Genomic DNA, 21,820 nt, shown 5'->3' with positions numbered 1-21,820 from the left:
CCATGTCTCGACTCATCTGCAAAACCCTATTTGTTTGTACCACCGGCCTATTGTTGGCCTCCTGCGGCACCACTGGCAAGCATAAATCCCACAAGCCGCAAACAACCGCCAGAACGGTCCAACCTGTCCGTATTTCCCATATCGACCACACCCAAGGTTCGCAGGAATTGATGCTTCACAGCCTAGGCCTGATCGGCACACCCTACAAATGGGGCGGCAGCACCACAGCCACAGGCTTTGACTGCAGCGGCATGATCCAATACGTCTATAAAAACGCCCTCAACGTCAATCTGCCACGCACCGCACGCGATATGGCCGCAGCCAGCCGGAAAATTCCCGACGGCAAATTGAAAGCCGGCGATCTTGTCTTTTTCAATACCGGCGGTGCACACACATATTCCCATGTCGGCCTCTACATCGGCAACGGCGAATTTATTCACGCCCCCAGCAGCGGCAAAACCATCAAAACCGAAAAACTTTCCACCCCGTTTTACGCCAAAAACTATTTGGGCGCACATACTTTTTTTACTGAATAAATCAAGGCCGTCTGAAAGGTATCGCAATATCATCGATACCTTTCAATCTATTGCTGATGAATGAAGCTTGGTTACAAGATAGGCCTGTGCAAAAATTTGCCCATAACAAACACCATCAAGGATATATCATGCACACAGAATCCGTTCTAACCCTCCTCAAAACCCTGCAAAACCAAATCTGCGCCGCGTTGGAGCAAGAAGATGGCGAAGCCGAATTTGTGCATGAAGCATGGACAGGGAAATTGGGCATCGGCGAAACACGCGTATTGAAAAACGGCGCAGTATTCGAGCAGGCCGGTGTGAATTTTTCTCATGTGAAAGGCAGCAAAATGCCTGCTTCAGCGACGGCGCACCGTCCTGAACTGGCGGGCGCAGCGTTTGAAGCCATGGGCGTGTCGCTGGTCATTCATCCGAAAAATCCGTATGTACCGACCAGCCATGCGAACGTGCGCTTTTTTATTGCCTATCCTGAAAATGCCGAGCCGGTTTGGTGGTTTGGCGGCGGCTTTGATTTGACGCCGTTTTACCCTTTTGAAGAAGATATTGTGCATTGGCACACCGTAGCGCGAGACGTATGCGCGCCATTTGGCGAATCGGTTTATCCTGAATTCAAACAATGGTGTGACGAATATTTCTACTTGAAACACCGTAACGAAACACGCGGCGTGGGGGGCCTGTTTTTTGACGATTTAAACCGCTGGGATTTCGATACCTGCCTGAATTTTATCAAGGCAGTCGGAGAAGGCTATATCGCAGCGTATCTGCCGATTGTGGCAAAACGCAAAAACACGCCTTATGGAGAACGTGAACGCGACTTCCAACTCTACCGTCGCGGACGCTATGTTGAATTTAACTTGGTTTGGGACAGAGGCACGCTGTTCGGCCTGCAAAGCGGCGGACGCACGGAAAGCATTTTGATGTCCATGCCACCTTTGGTGCGCTTTGAGTATCAATATGCGCCGGAAGAAGGTTCGCCCGAAGCACGCCTCAATCAATTCCTCATACCGCGCAACTGGCTAAAAGAAGCCGGTAGATAGTTTTACCTATAAAAGGCCGTCTGAAAAGCGATTCTCACTGGTTGAGACTACCTTTTCAGACGGCCTTTGCTTCAATTGCTTTGAATTTGCATACCTTTGCCTATCATGCTGTTTCATCTCTATAGAGTTTTTGAGACAATGCGCCCATATAAAAATCACCTCACAAACCGCACTAAAAAGGAATAATCGGTGAAACGCATTTTCTTATTTATCGCAACCAATATCGCCGTTTTGGTTGTCATCCGTGTTGTTTTGGCCATCTTGGGCATCAACAGTACCAACCAAGTCGGCAGTCTGTTGGCTTATTCCGCAGTCGTCGGCTTCAGCGGCTCGATTGTCTCCCTGCTGATGTCGAAAACCATTGCCAAACATTCGGTCGGCGCCGTCGTCATCGACCAGCCCCAAAGCGAAGAAGAAGCTTGGCTGTTGGCAACTGTTGAAGCGCAAGCCCGCCAATGGAATCTGAAAACGCCGGAAGTCGCCATTTACAACTCGTCCGAGCCTAACGCCTTTGCAACCGGCGCGACCAAAAACAGCTCGCTCGTCGCCGTCAGCACCGGCCTGCTCGACCACATGACCCGCGATGAAGTCGAAGCCGTTTTGGCGCATGAAATGGCACACGTCGGCAACGGCGATATGGTAACGCTGACGCTGATTCAAGGTATTGTGAATACTTTTGTCGTCTTCTTGGCGCGTATCATTTCCAGCATGGTGGCGCGAAACAATGACGGCAGCACTTCTCAAAGCACATATTTCATGGTCAGCATGGTCTTGCAGGTTGTATTCGGCTTCCTTGCCAGCATTATTGTGATGTGGTTCAGCCGCCAACGCGAATACCGTGCCGATGCGGGTGCTGCAAAACTGGTGGGCGCGCCGAAAATGATTGCCGCCCTGCAACGCTTGAAAGGCAACCCCAGCGATTTGCCGCAAACCATGACGGCAATGGGCATTGCCAGCGATGCCAAAGACTCTTGGTTCAGCACCCATCCTTCATTGGACAACCGTATCAGCCGTTTGAAAAACCGCTAATCGAAAACATCAAGGCCGTCTGAAACATTAAGTTCAGACGGCCTTTTTTTTATTTCTTCAGCAAAGCCCGTTTGATGATAATTATCCAGTCTTTCTTATCCAACAACGGCCGCTGGTTAAACACATCATATTTGCAACCGTCCAGCTTCTGCAAAATCAACTGGCCGCCGACAATAATCATGCGCAACTCAAAACCGATTCGTCCTTTGAGGGTTTTGCCCAACGGCGAGCCGGCCTTCAGCATTTGAAAAGCACGTTGGCACTCGTGCGCCATCAATCGTTGGAAAGCAAAGTCGGCTTTGCCGGCCGCAATCTGCTCTTCACTGACTTTGAACTTCTGCAAATCTTCATGAGGGATGTACACGCGTCCTTTTTGCCAATCTACCGCCACGTCCTGCCAGAAATTAATCAGCTGCAAGGCAGTGCAAATGCCGTCGCTTTGCGCCATGCTCACTTCATCGGTTTGCCCGTACAAATGCAGCATAATACGTCCCACCGGATTGGCGGACAAACGGCAATAGGCAATCAATTCGCCAAAGTTTTCATAACGGGTTTTGACCACATCCTGACTGAACGCCGCCAGCAAATCATAAAACGGCTGCAACGGCAATTGAAACGGCACAATCGCTTCGTTATATAAACGTTGCATCAAAGCCGTTTGCGGTTTCCCACCTTTTGCAATGCGGTCTAACTCTGATTTCAGTTCGTCCAGTTGGTGCAGGCGCTCGGCTGCTTCGGCGTTGCCTTCGTCGGCAATATCGTCCGCCGTCCGCGCAAAAGCGTAAACGGCGTGAACCGGCTTACGCAAACGGCGTGGCAACACAATGGAGCCGACTGGGAAGTTTTCGTAATGATTGACTGACATGGGAAATCCGAAAATTTAAAATAAAGTATTTTTGCTGACAGGCCGTCTGAAATTCAGACGGCCTTCCGTTTGGCCGCAAAGAAATCCTGCAATACGCTTTGGCATTCTTCTACCAATATGCCGCCTAAAATTGCGGTATGCTTGTTCAGACGTTTGTCGGCAAACAAATCGACCACGCTGCCTGCCGCGCCGGTTTTGGGTTCGGCCGCACCATAAATCACGCGCCCGACCCGTGCCTGTATCAAGGCAGAGGCGCACATGGCGCAAGGTTCTAAGGTGATGTATACGTCGCAATCTTCCAAGCGGTAGTTTTGTAAGGCTTTGCCTGCGGCGGCAAGCGCGTTGATTTCGGCATGGTGGCTGACATTGTGGTCGCCAATGCAGGTATTGTGTGCCGCTGCGATTGCCTTGCCTTGATATACGATGACCGCGCCAACGGGCACTTCGCCCAATGCCGCTGATTGTCTGGCCTGTTCTATCGCCAGCCGCATAAAGGCTTCCATATCGTTTTGCAAAGGGAAAACGGCAACAGGCGGATGGTTTTTCAAAGCCTCGCCCAGCTCCGTCTTTCCCTCCTCGGAAATATGCCGGACATCCACACCTGAAACCAACGCATCCAGTTGCCACAAGGTGCTTTTGGTTACGGTCAAACTCGATGCTTTCAGCAATAGAAATGCGCGGACTGCGCCGATTTTTTGTAAATCTTCCAGTGTACAAATACCCAATTCTTTTAGCGCGGTCAATGTTTTAGGCGAAAGTGGTGGCGTGGTCAGCATGGATTATTCCTGAAAATGCCGTCGCGCCAAGGCTAAGGCCGTCTGAACATAATCGCTGTCTGCGTAAGGATCTAACGTGTGCGCCAAAGGAATTTTCCGCAACCAGGTCAACTGGCGTTTGGCAAGCTGGCGCGTGGCAACAATGCCTTTTTCGACAAAGCTTTCATAATCGGTTTCGCCTACGAGATAATCCCAAGCCTGACGGTAGCCCACGCAGCGCATAGACGGCATATCCGCATGCAGTTGCGGATAATCGCGGCGCAAGGTGTGCATTTCATCGAGGAAACCGTGTTCCAGCATATTTAAAAAGCGTTTTTCGATTTGGCGGTGTAACAAATGACGGTCTTCGGGAATCAGGGCAACCGTACATAAATCCAATAAAGGCGCGGCCTGCTTCTGCTCTGTAAAATGTTTGCTCAAAGGCTTTCCGGTCAGAAGATAGACTTCCAAAGCGCGTTCAATACGCTGGCTGTCATTGGCTTTCAGACGGCCTGCCGTAATCGGGTCAACTTCCTGTAAACGGCGATACAGGCCTGCCAGACCGTGTTCGTTCTTTTCCGCCTGAAGCTGTGCGCGCACCGCCGCATCCGCGCCGGGTAAATCGTTCAAGCCTTCCGTCAGCGCGTGGAAATACATCATCGTGCCGCCGACAATCAGCGGATAGCGTCCGCGCGCATGTATTTCGTTCACCAAGCGCACGCAGTCGCCGACAAAATCCGCCGCACTGTAACTTTCCAGCGGCGAGATAATATCAATCAAATGATGCGGTACGGCGGCAAGCTCTTCGGCAGTCGGCTTGGCCGTACCGATGTCCATGCCGCGATACACCAGCGCGGAGTCCAAACTGATGATTTCCACCGGCAACGATCGGGCAATATTTAAGGCCAGTGCGGTTTTACCGCCGGCAGTCGGGCCGAGTACGGCGAAAGCTTTGGGCGCGTTCATAAGAAAACGGAAAAATTAAAAATGCGATTATAGCAAACCCGGGCAGACCATATTTCAGGCCGTCTGAAACATTTGCTCTACATTATCAAAAGCGTTACACTTGCTGCGCCGTTTCAGACGGCCTTTTATATTGATTTCAAACCTGCTGCTGCCGTCATTGCGCCGGCAGTCAAGCCGTCAGCGACACTGCGCCGCTGTAAACACGAAAGAACACACTATGACCGTATCTCCCGTAGCCTTGCGCCGTCAAACCGAGCGCAAGCCGCATCCGACTGCGCGTTATTGGAAAAAATGCGATGTCGAGGCTTTGTTTGGACTGCCTTTTCTCGACCTCGTTTTCCAAGCCGCCGAAATCCACCGCCAAAACTTCAATCCGCGCGAAATCCAACTCTCCACCCTGCTCTCCATCAAAACCGGCGGCTGTCCCGAAGACTGCGCCTACTGCCCGCAATCGGCACACCACAACACTAATCTGGGCAAAGAGCAGATGATGGATGTAGATGAAATCGTCGAAAAAGCCAAAATTGCCCAGTCGCGCGGCGCCAGCCGTTTCTGCATGGGCGCGGCATGGCGCGGCCCCAAACCCAAAGACGTGGCTGTCGTTTCCGAAATCATCAGCGCGGTAAAAAGCTTGGGCATGGAAGTGTGCGGCACCTTCGGCATGCTCGAAGACGGCATGGCGGAAGACTTCAAAAAAGCCGGCCTGGACTACTACAACCACAACCTCGATACCGACCCCGAACGCTACAACGACATCATCCACACCCGCAAACACGAAGACCGCATGGATACTTTGGGCAAAGTCCGCAATGCCGGTTTGAAAGTCTGCTGCGGCGGCATCGTCGGCATGAACGAAACCCGCGCCGAACGCGCAGGCCTAATTGCCAGCCTTGCCAACCTCGACCCGCAACCCGAAAGCGTGCCGATCAACCAGTTGGTCAAAGTGGAAGGCACGCCGCTGGCCGATGCCGAAGATTTGGACTGGACGGAATTTGTCCGTACCATCGCCGTCGCGCGCATTACCATGCCGCACAGCTACGTCCGCCTCTCCGCAGGCCGCAGCAATATGCCGGAATCCATGCAGGCCATGTGTTTCATGGCTGGCGCAAACTCGATTTTCTACGGCGACAAGCTGCTGACTACGGGCAATCCGGACGAAGACGGCGACCGCCTGCTGATGGAAAAATTGAATTTGTATCCACTGCGCTTTGAATTGGAAGAAGAATACAAAGCCGCGCAGGAAACGCCTAAAATCAAAGTCGACTATTAACCGTCATGATAAAAGGCCGTCTGAAACTTTCAGACGGCCTTTTATCATGATTCAACATGAAAACCTTCAATCTTCCGTATCCATTCTTCCTTTTCCGCCTCGTTCAAAAACGAAGCGCGGAACGAATTGGCGCACAAGGTTTTGATTTCTTCCGCACTCAAATCCAATGCCTCGGCAAGCGCTTCAAAATTGCGGTTCATATAGCCGCCGAAATACGCCGGATCATCGGAATTGACGGTTATCAACACGCCGCGTTGCAACATACGGCGCAAATTGTGTTTTGCCATCTCCGGAAATACTTTCAATTTCAAATTGCTCAACGGGCACACGGTCAAGGGCATTTGCTCTTTAATCAAACGCGTCATCAATGCCTCGTCTTCTTCCGCCCGTACGCCATGATCGATACGGCGGACATGCAGCAAGTCCAAAGCCTCGTAAACATATTCCGGCGGGCCTTCTTCTCCGGCATGCGCCACTGTCAACAAACCCTCCGTCCGCGCCTGTGCAAACACGCGTTCAAACTTGGACGGCGGATGCCCCAGTTCGCTCGAATCCAAGCCTACGCCGATGATGTGTTCTTTATACGGCAAAGCCTGATTTAAGGTTTCAAATGCGCTTTCTTCCGACAAATGCCGCAGGAAACACATAATCAAACGCGTGCTTATGTCCCATTGCTGCCCGGCTTCACGGCAGGCGCGAACAATGCCGTTAATCACGGTTTCAAACGCCACGCCCCGCGCAGTATGGGTTTGCGGATCGAAAAATATTTCCGTATGCACGACATTGTCTTCACGGCAACGCTCAAGATACGCGCGGGTCAAATCGTAAAAATCCGCCTCCTGCAACAATACGCCGGCACCGGCATAATAAATATCCAAAAACGACTGCAAATTGTGAAAATCATAAGCCTGCCGTACCGCTTCGACATTTTCATAAGGAATCGCTATACGGTTGCGCTTGGCGATTTCAAACATCAATTCCGGCTCGAACGTCCCTTCGATATGGACGTGCAGCTCGGCTTTGGGCAGGGCTTGGATAAGTTGTTTGATATTCATATTTTCTCTGTTTTTCGGTTTATATTTAATATTGAAGGCCGTCTGAAATATTCAGACGGCCTTTGACCATTTATCTGTTAAAAACCATTTTCCATCATGATTTCGCCGGGGATGCGGTTGCGGTGCATGGCATAGCCCAAATCCATCAGGGCTTGGAAAGTGTCTTTGACCATTGCCGGATTGCCGCAAACCATAAAGCGCGTATCGGCCTTGGTGAACTTAAAGCCGATTTTTGCTTCCAAACCGCCATTCTTCAGCAATTCGGGAATCCGTTTGCCGCTCAATGCGCCTTCCGTTTCTTCACGCGTGGTAACCGGAACAAAAGTGAATTTATGGAAATATTCTTCAATCAGCGGATGCTCTTTCAAATCGGCAAGGCGTTGGTTGAAAATCAACTCGTCGGCATAAGAGACGGAATGCGCCAAAACCAAACGGTCGAAACGCTGCCAAATTTCAGGCTGCTCGATAATGGAGAGGAAAGGCGCAATGCCGGAACCCGTGCAGAGCATGACCAAATCCTTACCGTCGGGGAAACGCTCGGGCAAGAGGAAACCGGTAGCCGTTTTATCCAGCAAAATAGTGTCACCCTCTTTCATCGCAGCAAAACGTGCCGACATCGGGCCGCCTTCGATTAACACCGCGAAATACTCAAGCGTATCGGCGTATTCGGCAGAAACGACAGAATACGCGCGCCAAATAAAGCCCTCGCCGTCACGAAAACCAAGGCGCGAAAACTGCCCTGCCGAAAAACGGTAGGACTCGGGGCGGCTGATGGCAAAAGTCATCAGCTTAGGCGTATGGTGTTTGACCCACAAGACTTTTTCTTCGGTAAACTTGGCTTCTGGAGAAGCTGCCATAATAGGTTTCCTTGATATGCGGTATCAGTTTCAAATAGGGCTTATTATAAAGATTCAAAAGGCCGTCTGAAATATTTATTTTCAGACGGCCTTTAAGATTATTCACGGCGCAAACGGATACTGATGCCTTTTTGTTCCAAAATCAAATCGTTACCGTCAAAACGATAGTTCCACACGCTTTGTTTGCGCAAAAACGCATCTTCCAACTTCATGTCTTCACACAGCATCATGTTTACCGCAATATGGCCAAAATCAATTTTGTCCGAACCAATCGTATTGGCTTGAAACATCATACCGTTGCAACCCATCTTGCCATACGCCTTAGGCATCTCGCTCAAATCCAGATAGGCATCAGTACCGGCCAATTCTTTTTCAGTGAATTTATTGAAAGCAACAACACGCCATTTGGCAGCTAAAGTAGGCTGCGCCATTTGTTGAGTTTGCACCTGCACTTTAGAGGCTTGTTCAGCCTGAGACGCTGAAGGAGATGTACAAGCTGCCAAAACCACCATACTCATTAATGCGCCGAATAATGTTTTCATATCCATTCCTAATTTATTGCTAAAGGCCGTCTGAAAAACCATCCACCTTCAGACGGCCTTTAAGCCTTATTTACAAAGTCGTATCCAATGCTTTGGAAATATCGTTCCAAATATCGTCCACATCTTCAATACCGACAGAGAAACGCAGCAGGCCGACTTTGATGCCCATTTCCATTTTCACATCATGCGGCACGCCGCTGTGGGATTGGGAATAGCAATGGTTGACCAGACTTTCCACGCCGCCGAGGCTGGAAGCCATTTTGACCAGTTTCATGTTTTTAATCACGCTATTGGCCGCTTCACGCGTGTCGTTTTTGAGATAAACCGTAACCACGCCGCCGATGCCTTTGGGCATTTGTGTTTTGGCGAGTTCGTAATATTCGTGCGACGGCAGGCCGGGATAGAACACTTTTTCAATGGCAGGATGAGCTTCCAAACGGCGCGCGATTTCGAGTGCGTTTTGGCAATGGGCATTCATGCGCAGAGCCAGTGTTTTGATACCGCGCAACACCAGCCAGCAGTCCATCGGACCTGCAATCGCGCCGGTATGCACCATCATGTCGTGCAAAGGCTGTGCCAGTTCTTTGGTTTTGGCCACAACGATGCCCATCAATACGTCGGAATGGCCGCACAAATATTTGGTAGCGGAATGGAACACAAAATCGCAACCCATATCCAAGGGTTGTTGCAGATACGGCGTGGCAAAGGTGTTGTCGATGCCGACCAGCGCGCCGGCCGCTTTGGCTTTCTCGGCAAGCGCTTTGATGTCTACCAAGCGCAAAAGCGGATTGGACGGAGTCTCCAACCAAACCAGTTTGACATTGTGTGCTTTGAGCAGCTCGTCCAAATTATCCGGATTGCCCAAATCGGCAAAAATAACGTTCACACCCCATTTTTGATAAACATCGACCAATAAATCATAAGCGCCGCCGTAAATATCGGCGACGGCAACAAGGGTATCGCCAGGTTGCAGGAAAGTGCGCCACACGGCATCAATCCCCGCCATGCCGCTGGAAAACGCAAAACCGGCCGCACCGTGCTCCAAATCGGCAACGGTATCTTCCAAGACTTGGCGGGTCGGGTTGCTCAGACGCGAATAGCGGTAAGGAACCTGCTCGCCGATTTCGTGCAGCGCAAACATACTGTTTTGATAAATCGGCGGCATCAGCGCACGGTTGTGTTCGTCGCAATCGTAGCTGGAATGGATGGCTTTCGTGGCGAATTTCATTGGGTCTCTGCCTATGTAGATGTGAATAATCGAAGATTTTATCACTATCTGAAAAATAGAAACAATCAATGCAGGCGGATAAAGCAAGTGATATAATCTCGCATTTGCAAATCGGCCGACACGAGCCGATTCCCCTACACGCATCTCAACAATCCTATCATGAAGGACATACAACGCATGAACGCCATTGCAGACGTGCAATCCAGCCGCGATTTACGCAACCTGCCGATTAATCAGGTCGGCATCAAAGACCTGCGCTTTCCGATTTCCCTCAAAAGCAAAGAAGGCGAACAATCCACCGTCGCCCGCCTGACCATGACGGTTTTCCTGCCTGCCGACCAAAAAGGCACGCATATGTCGCGCTTTGTCGCCCTGATGGAAAAACAAACCGATGCTTTGGATTTCGATACGCTGCACAAGCTGACTGCCGACATGGTTGCCCTGCTGGATTCGCATTCCGGCAAAATCAGCGTGTCCTTCCCGTTTTTCCGCAAGAAGAGCGCGCCGGTCTCCGGCATCCAATCGCTGCTCGACTATGATGTTACCCTGACCGGCGAAACCAAAAACGGTACATACAGCCACAGCTTGAAAGTGATGGTTCCGGTTACTTCCTTGTGTCCGTGCTCCAAAGAAATTTCCCAATACGGCGCGCACAATCAACGTTCGCATGTAACCGTCAGTCTGATTGCGAATGCGGATGTAGGCATTGAAGAAATCATCGATTACGTTGAAGCACAGGCAAGCTGCCAGCTCTACGGCTTGCTCAAACGCCCTGACGAAAAGTATGTAACGGAAAAAGCATACGAAAATCCGAAGTTTGTCGAAGACATGGTTCGTGATGTGGCCACGGTGTTAATAGCCGACAAACGCATTGAATCATTCGTCGTCGAAAGCGAAAACTTCGAATCGATACACAACCATTCCGCTTACGCTTATATCGCTTATCCTTAAAGTTAAGCCGAATAGCAACAAAGGCCGTCTGAACGTTTCAGACGGCCTTTGGCATAAATTGAACGATAACATGAGACTATCGCTCATGTACGGTTAACTGTAATCCGATATAATTCAAAAGAATTAGACAACTCGCGTAATCTTTAACTTAAATTAAGCCGATTGTTTTCCCATCATTTATAATGACGGTTTCTCAACGGCATATCCGTGGATATTATGAAAAAATTCCTTTATTTCCTCATTGCATTTTTAGGCTTGAGCAGCTTCGCATTCGCAGTAGATGCCAATGATTTGCTGCCTCCCGAGCAAGCCTTTGTGCCTCAAGTCAATGTAACTGATCAAGGCGTCAGCGTGCAGTTCAAAATCGCTGACGGCTACTATATGTACCAGTCCAAAATCGTTGCAGCAACCGATCCGGACAAAGTCTTGGGTAAACCCAAATTCAGCAAAGGCGAAGAAAAAGAAGACGAATTCTTCGGCAAACAAACGGTTTACCACCATACCGCACAGGTTGACCTGCCTTACAAACAAGCCGCGCCGCAATACAAACTGACGCTGACTTATCAAGGCTGCGCCGAGGCCGGTGTGTGTTATCCGCCGGTGGATACTGAGTTTGACGTAAAAGGCAACGGGGTTTACCAGCCGCAAAGCGATGAGCCGGTTTCTGCCAAAGACCGCTTTTTACAACCGTCCACCTCTTCAGACGGCCCAATGCCTGCCCAGCCTAGTGCAAACAATCCCGACAGCAGCCGCTTCAAGCTCTCTTGGGATACTTTAAACGCCAACCTGTTGGCGTTTTTTGTCGCAGGTTTGGGCTTAAGCTTTACTGCCTGCATGTATCCGCTCCTGCCGATTGTTTCCAGTATTGTCGTGGGCGATAAAAAAGCCGGCAAAGGCCGCGCGTTTACCTTGTCTATGGTTTATGTACAAGGTTTGGCATTGACCTACACCTTGGTCGGCGTGATTGCCGGTTTGACCGGCGCGCTGTTGACCGTATGGCTGCAACAACCTTGGGTCGTACTTGCCGCCGCTGCGTTGATGGTGGTATTGGCGCTGTCGATGTTCGGCTTCTTCAATATCCAGCTGCCCAACTCCGTCCAATCCTATTTCCAAAATCAAAGCAGCAAACTCTCCGGCGGTAAAATCGTTTCCGTCTTCATCATGGGTATTTTGTCTGCGCTGATTGTCGGCCCGTGCGTTGCGCCTCCGCTGGCATTTGCTTTGGGCTATATCGGCCAGACCGGCGATGCCGTGTTGGGCGGCCTCGCGCTTTACGTCTTGGCACTTGGCACCGGCGTACCGCTCATTATCATCGGCACATTCGGCGGCCATATCCTGCCTAAAGCAGGCGACTGGATGAACGGCATCAAATACGCATTCGGCTTCATTTTGCTGGCCGTTGCCGTATATCTCGCCACGCCGCATCTGCCCTATTTCGCAGTAGTCGGCCTCTACACCTTGCTGATGATTGTTCCCGCCCTGATGCTTTTGGCAAAATCAGGCAAACAAAAAGGCCGTCTGAAAACAGTTGCCGCCGTATTGGGCTTTTTACTGCTGATTGGCGGCTCGTGGTTTGGCTGGCAAAGCTTCAATAAACAAACCACCGCCCTGCACCACTTCCTAACGCTGGTTCCTCCATCAGAAGACGGACAAGAAACCGACCACGGCAAGATGTTTACCGATGTCGGCGAACTCAAAGCCGCTATGGATGCCGCCTTGAAAGCCGATCCAAGCAAGCCCGTGCTGATTGATTTCTACGCCGACTGGTGCGTATCCTGCAAAGAAATGGCCGCCTACACGCTCAACCAGCCGCAGGTACACGAAGCGGTCGATATGCAGCGCTTCTTCCAAATCGACGTGACTGCCAATACTCCCGGCCATCAGGCCTTACTGAAAGAATACGGCCTCTTCGGCCCTCCGGGCGTGTTTGTTGTCCGCGCCGACGGCAGTCATAGCGAAGCCTTATTAGGCTTTGTCAAACCTGATGCCTTCATCGAATGGTATCGCAAAAACGAGAAATAGCAGTCTATAAAGAGGCCGTCTGAAAACAGATTTTCAGACGGCCTTTTCTTATGTTTAAAAATTAAAATTCATCTTGAGTCCAACGCGTAGAACGCAAAATGCTGGAATCCACATCTTGAATATTGCGGTGACCGGTAAACGCCATGGAAATATCCATTTCTTTATACAGGATTTCCAGCGCACGGGTTACGCCTTCTTCACCATACGCACCCAAACCATACAGGAACGCCCGGCCTATCATCGTACCTTTTGCACCCAAAGCCCAAGCCTTCAAAATATCCTGACCGCTGCGAATGCCACTGTCCATCCAAACCTCGATATCGCTGCCCACCGCGCTGACTACATCAGGCAAAGCTTTGATGGCGGATACGGTATCATCAAGCTGACGGCCGCCATGATTGGAAACAACCAATGCGTCCGCACCGCTTTTCGCTGCCTTTTCCGCGTCTTCAGGTTCCATAATGCCTTTGATAATCAGCTTGCCGCCCCACAAATCCTTAATGCGCGCCACATCGTCCCAGCTCAGGCGCGGGTCGAATTGTTCGGAAGTCCATGAAGACAGCGAAGACAAATCGCCCACGTTTTTCGCATGACCGACAATATTGCGGAAGGTGCGGCGTTCCGTATTCAGCATTTTCATGCACCATTCCGGTTTGGTCGCCAAATTGATTAAATTGGCGATGGTCGGTTTCGGCGGCGCAGACAGGCCGTTTTTGATGTCTTTGTGGCGCTGACCCAAAACCTGCAAATCGGCTGTCAAAACCAAAGCCGAGCAGTTAGCATCTTTCGCACGCTTAATCAGGTTTTCCATAAACTCGCGGTCGCGCATCACATAAAGCTGAAACCAAAACGGCGCGCTGGTGTTTTCAGCCACATCTTCAATCGAACAAATGGACATGGTCGACAGCGTAAACGGAATACCAAATTTTTCCGCCGCCCGCGCCGCCAAGATTTCGCCGTCGGCGTGCGCCATACCCGTGAAACCGGTCGGTGCAATCGCTACCGGCATTTTCACATCCTGCCCGATCATTTTGGTCTCAAGGCTGCGTCCCTCCATATTAACCAATACTTTTTGACGGAAACGGATGTCTTTAAAATCCGAAGTATTTTCACGATAAGTGGTTTCCGTCCAAGAGCCTGAGTCAATATAGTCATAAAACATACGCGGCATTTTACGTTTGGCAATAAGGCGCAAGTCTTCGATACAGGTTATTTTGCTTAAATCACATTTCATTGTCGATTGCCTCTGTTAAGGTAAAGACGGATGGTTCAGGCCGTCTGAACATTTCAAACAACCCTTCACTTTGCTCCATCAAAACAACTAAATTTTAAGAATAATTTTGATAATCTATATTACTATCAATATTAAATCAAAACATTTTAACCCTGATATTTGTAGGGTTGATAGCCTTTTTTCAGACGGCCTCAAATCCAAATTACAGAAAAATAAAGAAAATATTTTCCGATTTAAAAATCAACCCATGCCACCATTTAAACAAACAATCAAACCGAGCCGCCACATACTTGACTGAAACACTCAGATATTAGACAATTCCCCCACTAATAAAAACGCCCACACAGGCAACCACACCATGAGACTGACTACCAAAGGGCGATTTGCAGTAACCGCCATGATAGATTTGGCGATGAACGCGCAAACCGGTGCTGTCAAACTCAGTGCCATCAGCGAACGACAAAGCATATCGCTCTCCTATCTCGAACAATTATTCAGCAAGCTGCGCCGTGCCGGATTGGTTGAAAGCCTACGCGGCCCAGGCGGAGGCTACATCCTTGCCGCGCCCGCCGAGCAAATCAATATTGCACAAATCATTTCCGCAGCCGAAGACCGACTGGATGCCACACAATGCGGCAGCAAAGCAAACTGCCACCACGGCGCCCCCTGTCTGACCCATGACCTTTGGGAAAACTTAAACAAAACCATCAATGATTACCTCAGCGGCGTTACGCTGCAAAGCATCATTGAACAAAAAAACTGCAGCGACAGCAGTCATGTCGTTACCTTTACACACATTCATTAAACCGACCTACGGCAAAGACCGCAGGCAGATGACCCAACGAAAGAGCAAACCATGACCGTCAAAACCCCTGTATACCTCGACTACGCCGCCACAACCCCCGTTGACAAACGCGTTGCCGAAAAAATGATTCCCTACCTGACCGAAACCTTCGGCAACCCCGCTTCCAACAGCCACGCATTCGGCTGGGAAGCAGAAGAGGCAGTCGAAAAAGCCCGCGCCGACATCGCCGCCCTGATTAACGCCGACCCCAAAGAAATTATCTTCACCAGCGGCGCGACCGAATCCGACAACCTCGCCATCAAAGGCGCGGCAAACTTCTACAAAACCAAAGGCAAACATCTCATCACCGTCAAAACCGAGCACAAAGCCGTGCTCGACACCATGCGCGAACTCGAACGCCAAGGCTTTGAAGTAACTTACCTGGACGTACAAGAAAACGGCTTGGTTGATTTAGACGTACTGAAAGCCGCCATCCGCGAAGACACCATTCTCGTTTCCGTAATGTGGGTAAACAACGAAATCGGCGTGGTGCAAGACATTCCCGCCATCGGCGAAATCTGCCGCGAACGCAAAATCATTTTCCACGTCGATGCCGCGCAAGCATGCGGCAAAGTGCCTGTCGACGTTGAAGCCGCCAAAGTTGATTTGCTGTCCATGTCCGGTCACAAAGTATATGGCCCCAAAGGCATCGGCGCCCTGTATGTACGCCGCAAACCACGCGTGCGTCTCGAAGCCCAAATGCACGGCGGCGGCCACGAACGCGGCTTCCGCAGCGGCACCCTGCCGACCCATCAAATCGTCGGCATGGGAGAAGCCTTCCGCATCGCCAAAGAAGAACTCGAGCAAGACATGGCGCACTACCGCAAACTGCGCGACATCTTCCTCAAAGGTATCGAAGGCATCGAAGAAGTCTATATCAACGGCGACCTCGAACACCGCGCCCCGAACAACCTAAACGTCAGTTTCAACTTCGTCGAAGGCGAAAGCCTGATTATGGCAGTGAAAGAACTCGCCGTATCCAGCGGCTCCGCCTGTACCTCCGCCAGCCTTGAGCCAAGCTACGTTTTACGCGCACTCGGCCGCAACGACGAATTGGCACACTCATCCCTGCGCATCACCTTCGGCCGCATGACCACCGAAGAAGAAGTGCAGTTCGCCGCTGAACTAATCAAATCCAAAATCGGCAAACTGCGCGAACTGTCGCCCCTGTGGGAAATGTTCAAAGATGGGATTGATTTGAATTCGATTGAATGGGCGGCGCATTGATAAAGGTACAAATATTTAGCTGACTAAACTTCAGACGATCTCTAAACATATAGGCCTATACAGGTCGTCTGAAAATAGACTAATTTTGAATCAAAATTTTTTGAACACAGATTACAAATGGAAAAAATAAATACTTTTATCAATATTATTGCAGGTATTGTCAGCATTGTATCGGCTGTTAAAGCATGGGGATTGAAAAAACAAACAGAGAAATTAAGAGATGAAATATCTAATCGTAGAGATTTGCATGATATGGTTTTAAATCTACGCTATTGTTATGAAAAAATTGGGAAGTTACCTGCTAGACATTTACGAGGTGTAAAAATTGATGCAGAGATCGCAGAAATTGAGAAACTTATGTCAGCAGTATCGCAATTAGCTATTGCTAGTGATGATAAATTTTCGAATCCTGTGCTGGGACAAAAGATCAATGGTTGGAAGAATACTCTCTCTAAATACAATCGCTATTATGAACAAAAAAGTGCGGAAGAGTCTATCCTGGAAATTAAACATGCCTTGCAATCGGATATTGCATTAATGATTTCAAATGGCAATAAAATAATAGGGTAAAAAGATAAAAGGATTTTATGATGGTAGACGATAGACAGTATTTTGACGTACAAAAACTTCTAGAAAACCAAAAGGAAGAAATTGCAAAAATTAAATTCCATATAAGCATGTTGAATAGCTATCAAAATTATTCGAATAATCCGATCGGATCGTTAGTTATTGAGTTTGATTGGTCTGAAGAAGATTTAGATAAAGCCCATGATATATTTGAAAAATATGATAAGAAAATACTTGAAGGAAGACTAGACGGTAATCTACATTCCTTGATGGAAAAAGATTTTAATGAGGATTTAAATCTTGGTTATCAAGAGGTTAAATCTGTTGTATTAGCTTTCTTTCGAGAAAGTCGGTGGGTTACTGTTTGTGTGGAATTTGTAAAATCATATGGATATGAGCCAGTTGAATTTAGTGAGATTATTTCTTATATCAAAAAATTAAATCAGCAAGCGTAGATTGGGTTGAAAACCCAACAAGCCTATCAATCTACCCGAAATGTTGGGCTTAACAACTAAACCTACCTAATAAATAAAAAGGTCGTCTTGAAAATCCCAAAAAACCTTTTCAGACGACCTAAAAGCCACCACATTAAAATCAAGGATACAGCCCATGAACGAACAAGAACTTGACCTCGACAATCTCGACAGCCTGCTTGGAGATTTTGACGGCGTTACCGTGGAAGGCGGCGTCGATTCGGAAAACGATGACGGCTGCGAAGGCGGCGCGTGCAAAATCTGAATTTCAGGTCGTCTGAAAACCGGCAAACAAACCATTTAAACCATCAAAAAACATAAAGGAAACCACATCATGGCATACAGCGATAAAGTAATTGACCACTATGAAAACCCCCGCAACGTCGGCACATTCGACAAAGACGACGAGTCTGTCGGCACCGGCATGGTCGGCGCACCCGCCTGCGGCGACGTCATGCGCCTGCAAATCAAAGTAAACGATGAAGGCATCATCGAAGACGCCAAATTCAAAACTTACGGTTGTGGCTCCGCCATCGCTTCTTCCAGCCTGATTACCGAGTGGGTGAAAGGCAAAAGCCTTGACGATGCACTGGCAATCAAAAACAGCGAAATTGCCGAAGAGTTGGAATTGCCTCCAGTTAAAATCCACTGCTCTATCTTGGCTGAAGATGCGGTAAAAGCAGCCGTTGCCGACTATCGCAAACGTCAGGAAAACAAATAACCGAATTCAACGACCCCTTGTCGGCAGGTGCCCAAGACTCCTAGCGAGTCTTCGAGAAAAGCAAATCTGGTGATTTATTCTCCTCTTAAGCAGACAGGGTGAATTGAGAGCACAGAAACTTCATCCTTTTGAAGTTGCCGCCAAATTTGGGACTGCCTGCCAATCTATCCCCTCTCCCCGCGGGAGAGGGTTAGGGAGAGGGCAATAAATCGCAGCTTATATTTAATTTAGTCGTTATACCTGCAAAATCAAAGGAGGCGAAATGCCTTTTACTGATGAAGAAGTCCAATCCCTACTTGCTGTCGAAGGCATAGGTAAAACCATATTGCAGCGTTTGCAGCAAATGGGATTAGATGATATTGCCAAGCTGGCGGCGGCAGATTTAGACGATATTTTGGAACGGGGCGCACAATTAACCGGCTCGACCTGTTGGAGAAATAGTCCGCAGGCTAAAGCTGCCATTGCCGCCGCAATAGAGTGGGCAAAACAGCGTTTTCAGACGGCCTGATAATCAAGATGCCGTCTGAAATAAAAAAGCAGGCAAAACAGAAAATGATTGCGAAATGAGGAAAAAAGCATGATTACTATCACAGAAAACGCAGCCAAACACATCAACAGCTACCTGACCAAACGCGGCAAAGGGTTGGGTGTGCGCTTGGGTGTGAAAACCAGCGGCTGCTCGGGCATGGCATACAACCTTGAATTTGTCGATGAAGTGAACGAGGATGATCTGATTTTTGAAGAACACGGCGCGCGCGTTTATATCGATCCAAAAAGCTTGGTTTATCTGGACGGCACGCAAGTCGATTACACCAAAGAAGGTTTGCAGGAAGGTTTCAAATTTGAAAACCCGAATGTCAAAGACTCTTGCGGCTGCGGCGAGAGCTTCCACGTTTAAGACATAAAAATGGCGGGACAGTATCAAAACCATCCCGCCATTTTTTCGCTTCCTGCCTGTTATAGCTGCCTTTGCCTTTTCTTTTCCGTTCCACCTTGTGTCGGAACAAATCGGATTTCACTAAGGCTTTTAAAGCATTGTCGCGTATTTTGCCTTTATTGTGTTGCACTTTACTGCTCATATTCAGTCCTTTTGATTAAGAATCAGCGGATTATAAGGCAAAATCAGGTTTCTGCCGAAAATTTCACATTAATTATCCCGCTATGTCTCAATATTTCACACTCTTCCAGCTTGAACCCGCTTTCGATATCGACGCCGAAAACTTGGAGCAAACCTACCGCGCCTTGGCTGCCCGTTTCCATCCTGACAAATTCGCTTCAGCCTCCGCCTTCGAGCAAAAGCAGGCAGTGATGATGTCGTCCACCATCAACGAAGCCTACCGTACCTTAAAAAATCCCATTGACCGCGCTGCGTACCTGTTGAAAATGCAAGGTATCGATGCTGACGCACCTGAACATACTTCTTTCTCTCCAGAATTCCTCATGCAACAAATGGAATGGCGAGAAACATTAATGGATGCTCAGATGGAACAAAACCATGATGCTATCCGAGCATTGGATCAAGAAATCCAAAATGCACAAAGCAGCCTATATCAAGATTTGAAACAAGCATTTGAACAGCAGGATTATGAATCAGCTGCACAATGGGTACGGCATGGACGCTTTCTTAATAAGCTTCGCAAAGAAATTGCTTCAATCTTATAAAACGTATCGCTTTACGCTATACCCAAGTTTTATAGCAAATGACTTTATAAGGTACTTTGGATTTATCTCCATTATTTGGAATTTATCACCGCTTACATCAAACAAAAACCGTATCAGACTTATCTGATACGGTTTTCTTATATTCACTACGATTAGCGTTTTTTACCGGTAACAGTAGCAACAGCCAGGTTTTCGTTACGTTTCAGAGAAACGCTTTCAACACCTTCCGGCAGTTTGATGTCTGACAAGTGCAGAATGTCGCCGGCAACTACTGATGTACAATCCAGCTCCAAGAAAGCAGGAATGTTTGCAGGCAAAGCAATTACTTCAACAGAAGTGTTCAACAGAGATACGCGACCACCTTGCAGTTTAACAGCTTGAGAGTTTTCAGCGTTAACAATGTGCAGAGGAACGCGGATGCGTACAGGTTGATCGGCTTTCACAGCTTGGAAGTCGATGTGTTGAACTTCGCGACGGAACGGGTGCATTTGGAAGTCACGCACGATAACGTCTTTGGTTTCACCGTTCAGAGACAGTTTAATCAAAGCGGTATGGAAAGATTCTTTTTCCAATGCGTAAAATACAGTTTTGTGGTCTACAGCGATAGCAACAGGCTCTTGACCTTCACCGTACAGAATGCCAGGGATTTGGCCTTCGCGACGCAGGCGGCGGCTCGCACCAGTGCCTTGGGCTTCGCGTACAGAGGCTTGAATTTCGTAAGTCATGTTTAATACTCCAATTTAGATAAAATCGTCGTCATCGGCCGCGACCAGCTTAAGACGACATGGGGTTATGGCAGCAACATGCTGCCTGTCATCACTTCTTCATTAAAAAGATATGAGACGGATTCTTCATTACTGATACGGCGTACCGTTTCAGCCAGCAAACCGGCAATAGTTACTTGACGGATGCGTTCACATTTTTTAGCTGCTTCAGACAACGGAATTGTATCTGTTACAACTACTTGGTCAATTTCGGAAGAAGCAATTCGATTCACTGCTTCACCGGAGAATACTGCATGGCTGGCGTATGCCAATACACGATCTGCACCACGCTCTTTCAGGGCAACAGCTGCTTTACACAAAGTATTTGCCGTATCGATCATATCATCTACGATCAAGCAAGTACGGCCTTGAATGTCGCCAATGATGTTCATCACTTCAGCCACGTTGGCTTTAGGACGGCGTTTATCGATAATGGCCAAATCAGCATTTAAAGATTTAGCAACAGCACGTGCACGTACAACACCACCGATATCAGGACTGACAACAGTCAGATTGTCAATACGTTGTTGCTTAATGTCGTTCAACAAAATCGGGGTAGCGTAAATATTATCTACCGGAATATCAAAGAAACCTTGAATTTGGTCGGCATGCAAGTCAACAGTCAACACACGGTCAATACCGGCTGAGTACAACATATTCGCTACTAATTTAGCGGAAATCGGTACACGGGCAGAGCGTGGACGGCGATCTTGACGCGCATAGCCAAAGTAAGGAATCGCGGCAGTAATACGACCAGCAGAAGCACGTTTGAGTGCATCGGCCATAGTCAAAACTTCCATCAGGTTGTCATTGGTAGGCGCACAAGTAGGTTGCAAAATAAACACGTCGCGACCACGTACATTTTCCAACAATTCAATGGCCACTTCGCCATCTGAAAATTTGGAAACGGTGGCTTCGCCGAGTGAAATATCCAAATGTTTGACAACGCGTTGCGCCAATTCCGGATTTGCATTACCGGTAAACACCATTAAACTGTCATAAGCAGCCATATCTTCACCTGATTCTAGATTTGATTTACGCTCAGAAAACATTACGCTTCCCTTTGCCCTATGTCCAAGACACTAATTTCGCGATTATACGCGTAAAGACGGGTAAAAAAAAGTTTTTCAGCGTTATTTTTCCCTTAGCGTAAAAAAGCGTGTAAGAAAACTTACACGCTTTTATTTGGCTGGGGAGGAAGGATTCGAACCTTCG

The 21,820-nt window shown here is 48.6% G+C and carries 26 protein-coding genes; 15 read left to right on the top strand and 11 right to left on the bottom strand.

The features are described 5' to 3' along the window. The first annotated feature begins 2 nt into the window (after window positions 1-2). The 3 genes from HMPREF2711_RS07110 (at window position 3) to htpX (ending at window position 2,602) form a co-directional block, all read left to right on the top strand. Window positions 3-536: a C40 family peptidase gene (locus HMPREF2711_RS07110; RefSeq protein ID WP_003746505.1), complete on the top strand. Its 534-nt coding sequence runs from the start codon at window positions 3-5 to the stop codon at window positions 534-536. Between the two features lie 128 nt (window positions 537-664). Continuing rightward, the gene (hemF, locus tag HMPREF2711_RS07105; RefSeq protein WP_003746503.1) at window positions 665-1,573 is read left to right on the top strand and encodes an oxygen-dependent coproporphyrinogen oxidase; all 909 of its coding nucleotides are present in this window, start codon (window positions 665-667) and stop codon (window positions 1,571-1,573) included. Between the two features lie 189 nt (window positions 1,574-1,762). After that, a complete protein-coding gene (gene htpX, locus HMPREF2711_RS07100; RefSeq protein ID WP_003746502.1) occupies window positions 1,763-2,602 on the top strand; it encodes a protease HtpX in 840 nt (279 codons plus the stop codon). 49 nt (window positions 2,603-2,651) lie between these two features. Here the strand turns inward: htpX and hpnC are convergent, their stop codons facing one another. Genes hpnC through miaA form a run of 3 tightly spaced genes read right to left on the bottom strand, consistent with a single transcriptional unit; the run spans window position 2,652 to window position 5,188 of the window. Continuing rightward, window positions 2,652-3,467, bottom strand: a complete 816-nt coding sequence (gene hpnC / locus HMPREF2711_RS07095) for a squalene synthase HpnC (protein ID WP_070615899.1) — start codon at window positions 3,465-3,467, stop codon at window positions 2,652-2,654. 53 nt (window positions 3,468-3,520) lie between these two features. Beyond that, on the bottom strand, window positions 3,521-4,243 hold the full coding sequence (gene tadA, locus HMPREF2711_RS07090) for a tRNA adenosine(34) deaminase TadA (protein ID WP_003746499.1): 723 nt from the start codon (window positions 4,241-4,243) through the stop codon (window positions 3,521-3,523). 3 nt (window positions 4,244-4,246) lie between these two features. Continuing rightward, window positions 4,247-5,188 (bottom strand): tRNA (adenosine(37)-N6)-dimethylallyltransferase MiaA, encoded by a 942-nt coding sequence (gene miaA, locus HMPREF2711_RS07085; RefSeq protein ID WP_003746497.1) that lies wholly within the window; start codon window positions 5,186-5,188, stop codon window positions 4,247-4,249. 217 nt (window positions 5,189-5,405) lie between these two features. Here miaA and bioB point away from each other — a divergent pair, with 217 nt between their 5' ends. Further along, complete coding sequence (gene bioB, locus HMPREF2711_RS07080; protein ID WP_003746495.1) at window positions 5,406-6,458, top strand: biotin synthase BioB; 1,053 nt, start codon at window positions 5,406-5,408, stop codon at window positions 6,456-6,458. 44 nt (window positions 6,459-6,502) lie between these two features. On the opposite strand, the gene HMPREF2711_RS07075 is transcribed toward bioB, so the two are convergent. The 4 genes from HMPREF2711_RS07075 to HMPREF2711_RS07060 all read right to left on the bottom strand — a co-directional run bounded on the left by HMPREF2711_RS07075 (window position 6,503) and on the right by HMPREF2711_RS07060 (window position 10,140). Then, complete coding sequence (locus tag HMPREF2711_RS07075) at window positions 6,503-7,513, bottom strand: adenosine deaminase (protein WP_003746493.1); 1,011 nt, start codon at window positions 7,511-7,513, stop codon at window positions 6,503-6,505. A 77-nt stretch (window positions 7,514-7,590) separates the two neighbouring features. Then, window positions 7,591-8,370, bottom strand: coding sequence for a ferredoxin--NADP reductase (locus tag HMPREF2711_RS07070; RefSeq protein WP_003746492.1), 780 nt, complete (start codon window positions 8,368-8,370; stop codon window positions 7,591-7,593). A gap of 98 nt (window positions 8,371-8,468) precedes the next feature. Next, window positions 8,469-8,912, bottom strand: coding sequence for an META domain-containing protein (locus HMPREF2711_RS07065; protein ID WP_036493619.1), 444 nt, complete (start codon window positions 8,910-8,912; stop codon window positions 8,469-8,471). A 70-nt stretch (window positions 8,913-8,982) separates the two neighbouring features. Next, window positions 8,983-10,140: a trans-sulfuration enzyme family protein gene (locus HMPREF2711_RS07060; protein ID WP_003746489.1), complete on the bottom strand. Its 1,158-nt coding sequence runs from the start codon at window positions 10,138-10,140 to the stop codon at window positions 8,983-8,985. A 177-nt stretch (window positions 10,141-10,317) separates the two neighbouring features. Between HMPREF2711_RS07060 and folE2 the strand changes: the two genes are divergently transcribed. Together folE2 and dsbD are read left to right on the top strand one after the other, a co-directional pair. Continuing rightward, complete coding sequence (folE2, locus tag HMPREF2711_RS07055) at window positions 10,318-11,091, top strand: GTP cyclohydrolase FolE2 (protein WP_003746484.1); 774 nt, start codon at window positions 10,318-10,320, stop codon at window positions 11,089-11,091. Window positions 11,092-11,307: 216 nt separating this feature from the next. Beyond that, window positions 11,308-13,113: a protein-disulfide reductase DsbD gene (gene dsbD / locus HMPREF2711_RS07050; RefSeq protein ID WP_036493616.1), complete on the top strand. Its 1,806-nt coding sequence runs from the start codon at window positions 11,308-11,310 to the stop codon at window positions 13,111-13,113. A gap of 61 nt (window positions 13,114-13,174) precedes the next feature. On the opposite strand, the gene HMPREF2711_RS07045 is transcribed toward dsbD, so the two are convergent. Next, window positions 13,175-14,347 (bottom strand): alpha-hydroxy acid oxidase, encoded by a 1,173-nt coding sequence (locus HMPREF2711_RS07045; protein WP_070615897.1) that lies wholly within the window; start codon window positions 14,345-14,347, stop codon window positions 13,175-13,177. A 358-nt stretch (window positions 14,348-14,705) separates the two neighbouring features. Here HMPREF2711_RS07045 and iscR point away from each other — a divergent pair, with 358 nt between their 5' ends. The 8 genes from iscR (at window position 14,706) to iscA (ending at window position 19,077) form a co-directional block, all read left to right on the top strand. Continuing rightward, on the top strand, window positions 14,706-15,152 hold the full coding sequence (iscR, locus tag HMPREF2711_RS07040) for a Fe-S cluster assembly transcriptional regulator IscR (protein WP_003746476.1): 447 nt from the start codon (window positions 14,706-14,708) through the stop codon (window positions 15,150-15,152). A gap of 51 nt (window positions 15,153-15,203) precedes the next feature. Next, the gene (locus HMPREF2711_RS07035; protein WP_003746474.1) at window positions 15,204-16,418 is read left to right on the top strand and encodes an IscS subfamily cysteine desulfurase; all 1,215 of its coding nucleotides are present in this window, start codon (window positions 15,204-15,206) and stop codon (window positions 16,416-16,418) included. A 117-nt stretch (window positions 16,419-16,535) separates the two neighbouring features. Beyond that, the gene (locus HMPREF2711_RS07030; protein WP_036493614.1) at window positions 16,536-16,988 is read left to right on the top strand and encodes a hypothetical protein; all 453 of its coding nucleotides are present in this window, start codon (window positions 16,536-16,538) and stop codon (window positions 16,986-16,988) included. A gap of 17 nt (window positions 16,989-17,005) precedes the next feature. Beyond that, complete coding sequence (locus tag HMPREF2711_RS07025; protein WP_003746472.1) at window positions 17,006-17,440, top strand: hypothetical protein; 435 nt, start codon at window positions 17,006-17,008, stop codon at window positions 17,438-17,440. A 154-nt stretch (window positions 17,441-17,594) separates the two neighbouring features. Next, entirely contained in the window at window positions 17,595-17,723 is a 129-nt protein-coding gene (locus HMPREF2711_RS11300) for a hypothetical protein (RefSeq protein WP_269208296.1), read from the top strand. Window positions 17,724-17,792: 69 nt separating this feature from the next. Next, the gene (iscU, locus tag HMPREF2711_RS07020; protein WP_003746470.1) at window positions 17,793-18,179 is read left to right on the top strand and encodes a Fe-S cluster assembly scaffold IscU; all 387 of its coding nucleotides are present in this window, start codon (window positions 17,793-17,795) and stop codon (window positions 18,177-18,179) included. A gap of 262 nt (window positions 18,180-18,441) precedes the next feature. Next, the gene (locus HMPREF2711_RS07015; RefSeq protein WP_003746468.1) at window positions 18,442-18,687 is read left to right on the top strand and encodes a recombinase RecA; all 246 of its coding nucleotides are present in this window, start codon (window positions 18,442-18,444) and stop codon (window positions 18,685-18,687) included. Window positions 18,688-18,756: 69 nt separating this feature from the next. Then, window positions 18,757-19,077: an iron-sulfur cluster assembly protein IscA gene (iscA, locus tag HMPREF2711_RS07010; RefSeq protein WP_003685774.1), complete on the top strand. Its 321-nt coding sequence runs from the start codon at window positions 18,757-18,759 to the stop codon at window positions 19,075-19,077. Here iscA and HMPREF2711_RS10865 read toward each other — a convergent pair. Further along, a complete protein-coding gene (locus tag HMPREF2711_RS10865) occupies window positions 19,037-19,258 on the bottom strand; it encodes an alternative ribosome-rescue factor A (RefSeq protein ID WP_003746467.1) in 222 nt (73 codons plus the stop codon). The genes iscA and HMPREF2711_RS10865 overlap by 41 nt on opposite strands. Before the next feature lie 82 nt (window positions 19,259-19,340). Here HMPREF2711_RS10865 and hscB point away from each other — a divergent pair, with 82 nt between their 5' ends. Further along, a complete protein-coding gene (hscB, locus tag HMPREF2711_RS07005) occupies window positions 19,341-19,841 on the top strand; it encodes a Fe-S protein assembly co-chaperone HscB (RefSeq protein ID WP_003746465.1) in 501 nt (166 codons plus the stop codon). Between the two features lie 152 nt (window positions 19,842-19,993). Here hscB and HMPREF2711_RS07000 read toward each other — a convergent pair whose 3' ends face one another. Both HMPREF2711_RS07000 and HMPREF2711_RS06995 read right to left on the bottom strand, forming a co-directional pair. Continuing rightward, window positions 19,994-20,566, bottom strand: coding sequence for a 50S ribosomal protein L25/general stress protein Ctc (locus tag HMPREF2711_RS07000; RefSeq protein WP_049349632.1), 573 nt, complete (start codon window positions 20,564-20,566; stop codon window positions 19,994-19,996). Window positions 20,567-20,631: 65 nt separating this feature from the next. Further along, window positions 20,632-21,615: a ribose-phosphate pyrophosphokinase gene (locus HMPREF2711_RS06995; protein WP_107831933.1), complete on the bottom strand. Its 984-nt coding sequence runs from the start codon at window positions 21,613-21,615 to the stop codon at window positions 20,632-20,634. Window positions 21,616-21,820 lie beyond the last annotated feature (205 nt).

It is taken from the genome of Neisseria sp. HMSC070A01 (genome assembly GCF_001810165.1).
In the GTDB taxonomy this organism is placed as follows: Bacteria; Pseudomonadota; Gammaproteobacteria; order Burkholderiales; family Neisseriaceae; genus Neisseria.
This window is presented reverse-complemented; position numbering and strand designations above follow the sequence as displayed.

What these genes read in the sequence shown, in the direction of transcription:
- HMPREF2711_RS07070 (WP_003746492.1), bottom strand. Translation starts at nt 8,370, where the DNA reads ATGGCAGCTTCTCCAGAAGCCAAGTTTACCGAAGAAAAAGTCTTGTGG.
- hpnC (WP_070615899.1), bottom strand. Translation starts at nt 3,467, where the DNA reads ATGTCAGTCAATCATTACGAAAACTTCCCAGTCGGCTCCATTGTGTTG.
- HMPREF2711_RS07110 (WP_003746505.1), top strand. Translation starts at nt 3, where the DNA reads ATGTCTCGACTCATCTGCAAAACCCTATTTGTTTGTACCACCGGCCTA.
- bioB (WP_003746495.1), top strand. Translation starts at nt 5,406, where the DNA reads ATGACCGTATCTCCCGTAGCCTTGCGCCGTCAAACCGAGCGCAAGCCG.
- folE2 (WP_003746484.1), top strand. Translation starts at nt 10,318, where the DNA reads ATGAACGCCATTGCAGACGTGCAATCCAGCCGCGATTTACGCAACCTG.
- HMPREF2711_RS07035 (WP_003746474.1), top strand. Translation starts at nt 15,204, where the DNA reads ATGACCGTCAAAACCCCTGTATACCTCGACTACGCCGCCACAACCCCC.
- miaA (WP_003746497.1), bottom strand. Translation starts at nt 5,188, where the DNA reads ATGAACGCGCCCAAAGCTTTCGCCGTACTCGGCCCGACTGCCGGCGGT.
- iscU (WP_003746470.1), top strand. Translation starts at nt 17,793, where the DNA reads ATGGCATACAGCGATAAAGTAATTGACCACTATGAAAACCCCCGCAAC.
- HMPREF2711_RS07015 (WP_003746468.1), top strand. Translation starts at nt 18,442, where the DNA reads ATGCCTTTTACTGATGAAGAAGTCCAATCCCTACTTGCTGTCGAAGGC.
- HMPREF2711_RS07065 (WP_036493619.1), bottom strand. Translation starts at nt 8,912, where the DNA reads ATGAAAACATTATTCGGCGCATTAATGAGTATGGTGGTTTTGGCAGCT.
- HMPREF2711_RS11300 (WP_269208296.1), top strand. Translation starts at nt 17,595, where the DNA reads ATGAACGAACAAGAACTTGACCTCGACAATCTCGACAGCCTGCTTGGA.
- HMPREF2711_RS07025 (WP_003746472.1), top strand. Translation starts at nt 17,006, where the DNA reads ATGATGGTAGACGATAGACAGTATTTTGACGTACAAAAACTTCTAGAA.
- HMPREF2711_RS07060 (WP_003746489.1), bottom strand. Translation starts at nt 10,140, where the DNA reads ATGAAATTCGCCACGAAAGCCATCCATTCCAGCTACGATTGCGACGAA.
- hscB (WP_003746465.1), top strand. Translation starts at nt 19,341, where the DNA reads ATGTCTCAATATTTCACACTCTTCCAGCTTGAACCCGCTTTCGATATC.
- tadA (WP_003746499.1), bottom strand. Translation starts at nt 4,243, where the DNA reads ATGCTGACCACGCCACCACTTTCGCCTAAAACATTGACCGCGCTAAAA.
- dsbD (WP_036493616.1), top strand. Translation starts at nt 11,308, where the DNA reads ATGAAAAAATTCCTTTATTTCCTCATTGCATTTTTAGGCTTGAGCAGC.
- HMPREF2711_RS06995 (WP_107831933.1), bottom strand. Translation starts at nt 21,615, where the DNA reads ATGGCTGCTTATGACAGTTTAATGGTGTTTACCGGTAATGCAAATCCG.
- HMPREF2711_RS07045 (WP_070615897.1), bottom strand. Translation starts at nt 14,347, where the DNA reads ATGAAATGTGATTTAAGCAAAATAACCTGTATCGAAGACTTGCGCCTT.
- iscA (WP_003685774.1), top strand. Translation starts at nt 18,757, where the DNA reads ATGATTACTATCACAGAAAACGCAGCCAAACACATCAACAGCTACCTG.
- HMPREF2711_RS07075 (WP_003746493.1), bottom strand. Translation starts at nt 7,513, where the DNA reads ATGAATATCAAACAACTTATCCAAGCCCTGCCCAAAGCCGAGCTGCAC.
- hemF (WP_003746503.1), top strand. Translation starts at nt 665, where the DNA reads ATGCACACAGAATCCGTTCTAACCCTCCTCAAAACCCTGCAAAACCAA.
- iscR (WP_003746476.1), top strand. Translation starts at nt 14,706, where the DNA reads ATGAGACTGACTACCAAAGGGCGATTTGCAGTAACCGCCATGATAGAT.
- HMPREF2711_RS07030 (WP_036493614.1), top strand. Translation starts at nt 16,536, where the DNA reads ATGGAAAAAATAAATACTTTTATCAATATTATTGCAGGTATTGTCAGC.
- HMPREF2711_RS10865 (WP_003746467.1), bottom strand. Translation starts at nt 19,258, where the DNA reads ATGAGCAGTAAAGTGCAACACAATAAAGGCAAAATACGCGACAATGCT.
- HMPREF2711_RS07000 (WP_049349632.1), bottom strand. Translation starts at nt 20,566, where the DNA reads ATGACTTACGAAATTCAAGCCTCTGTACGCGAAGCCCAAGGCACTGGT.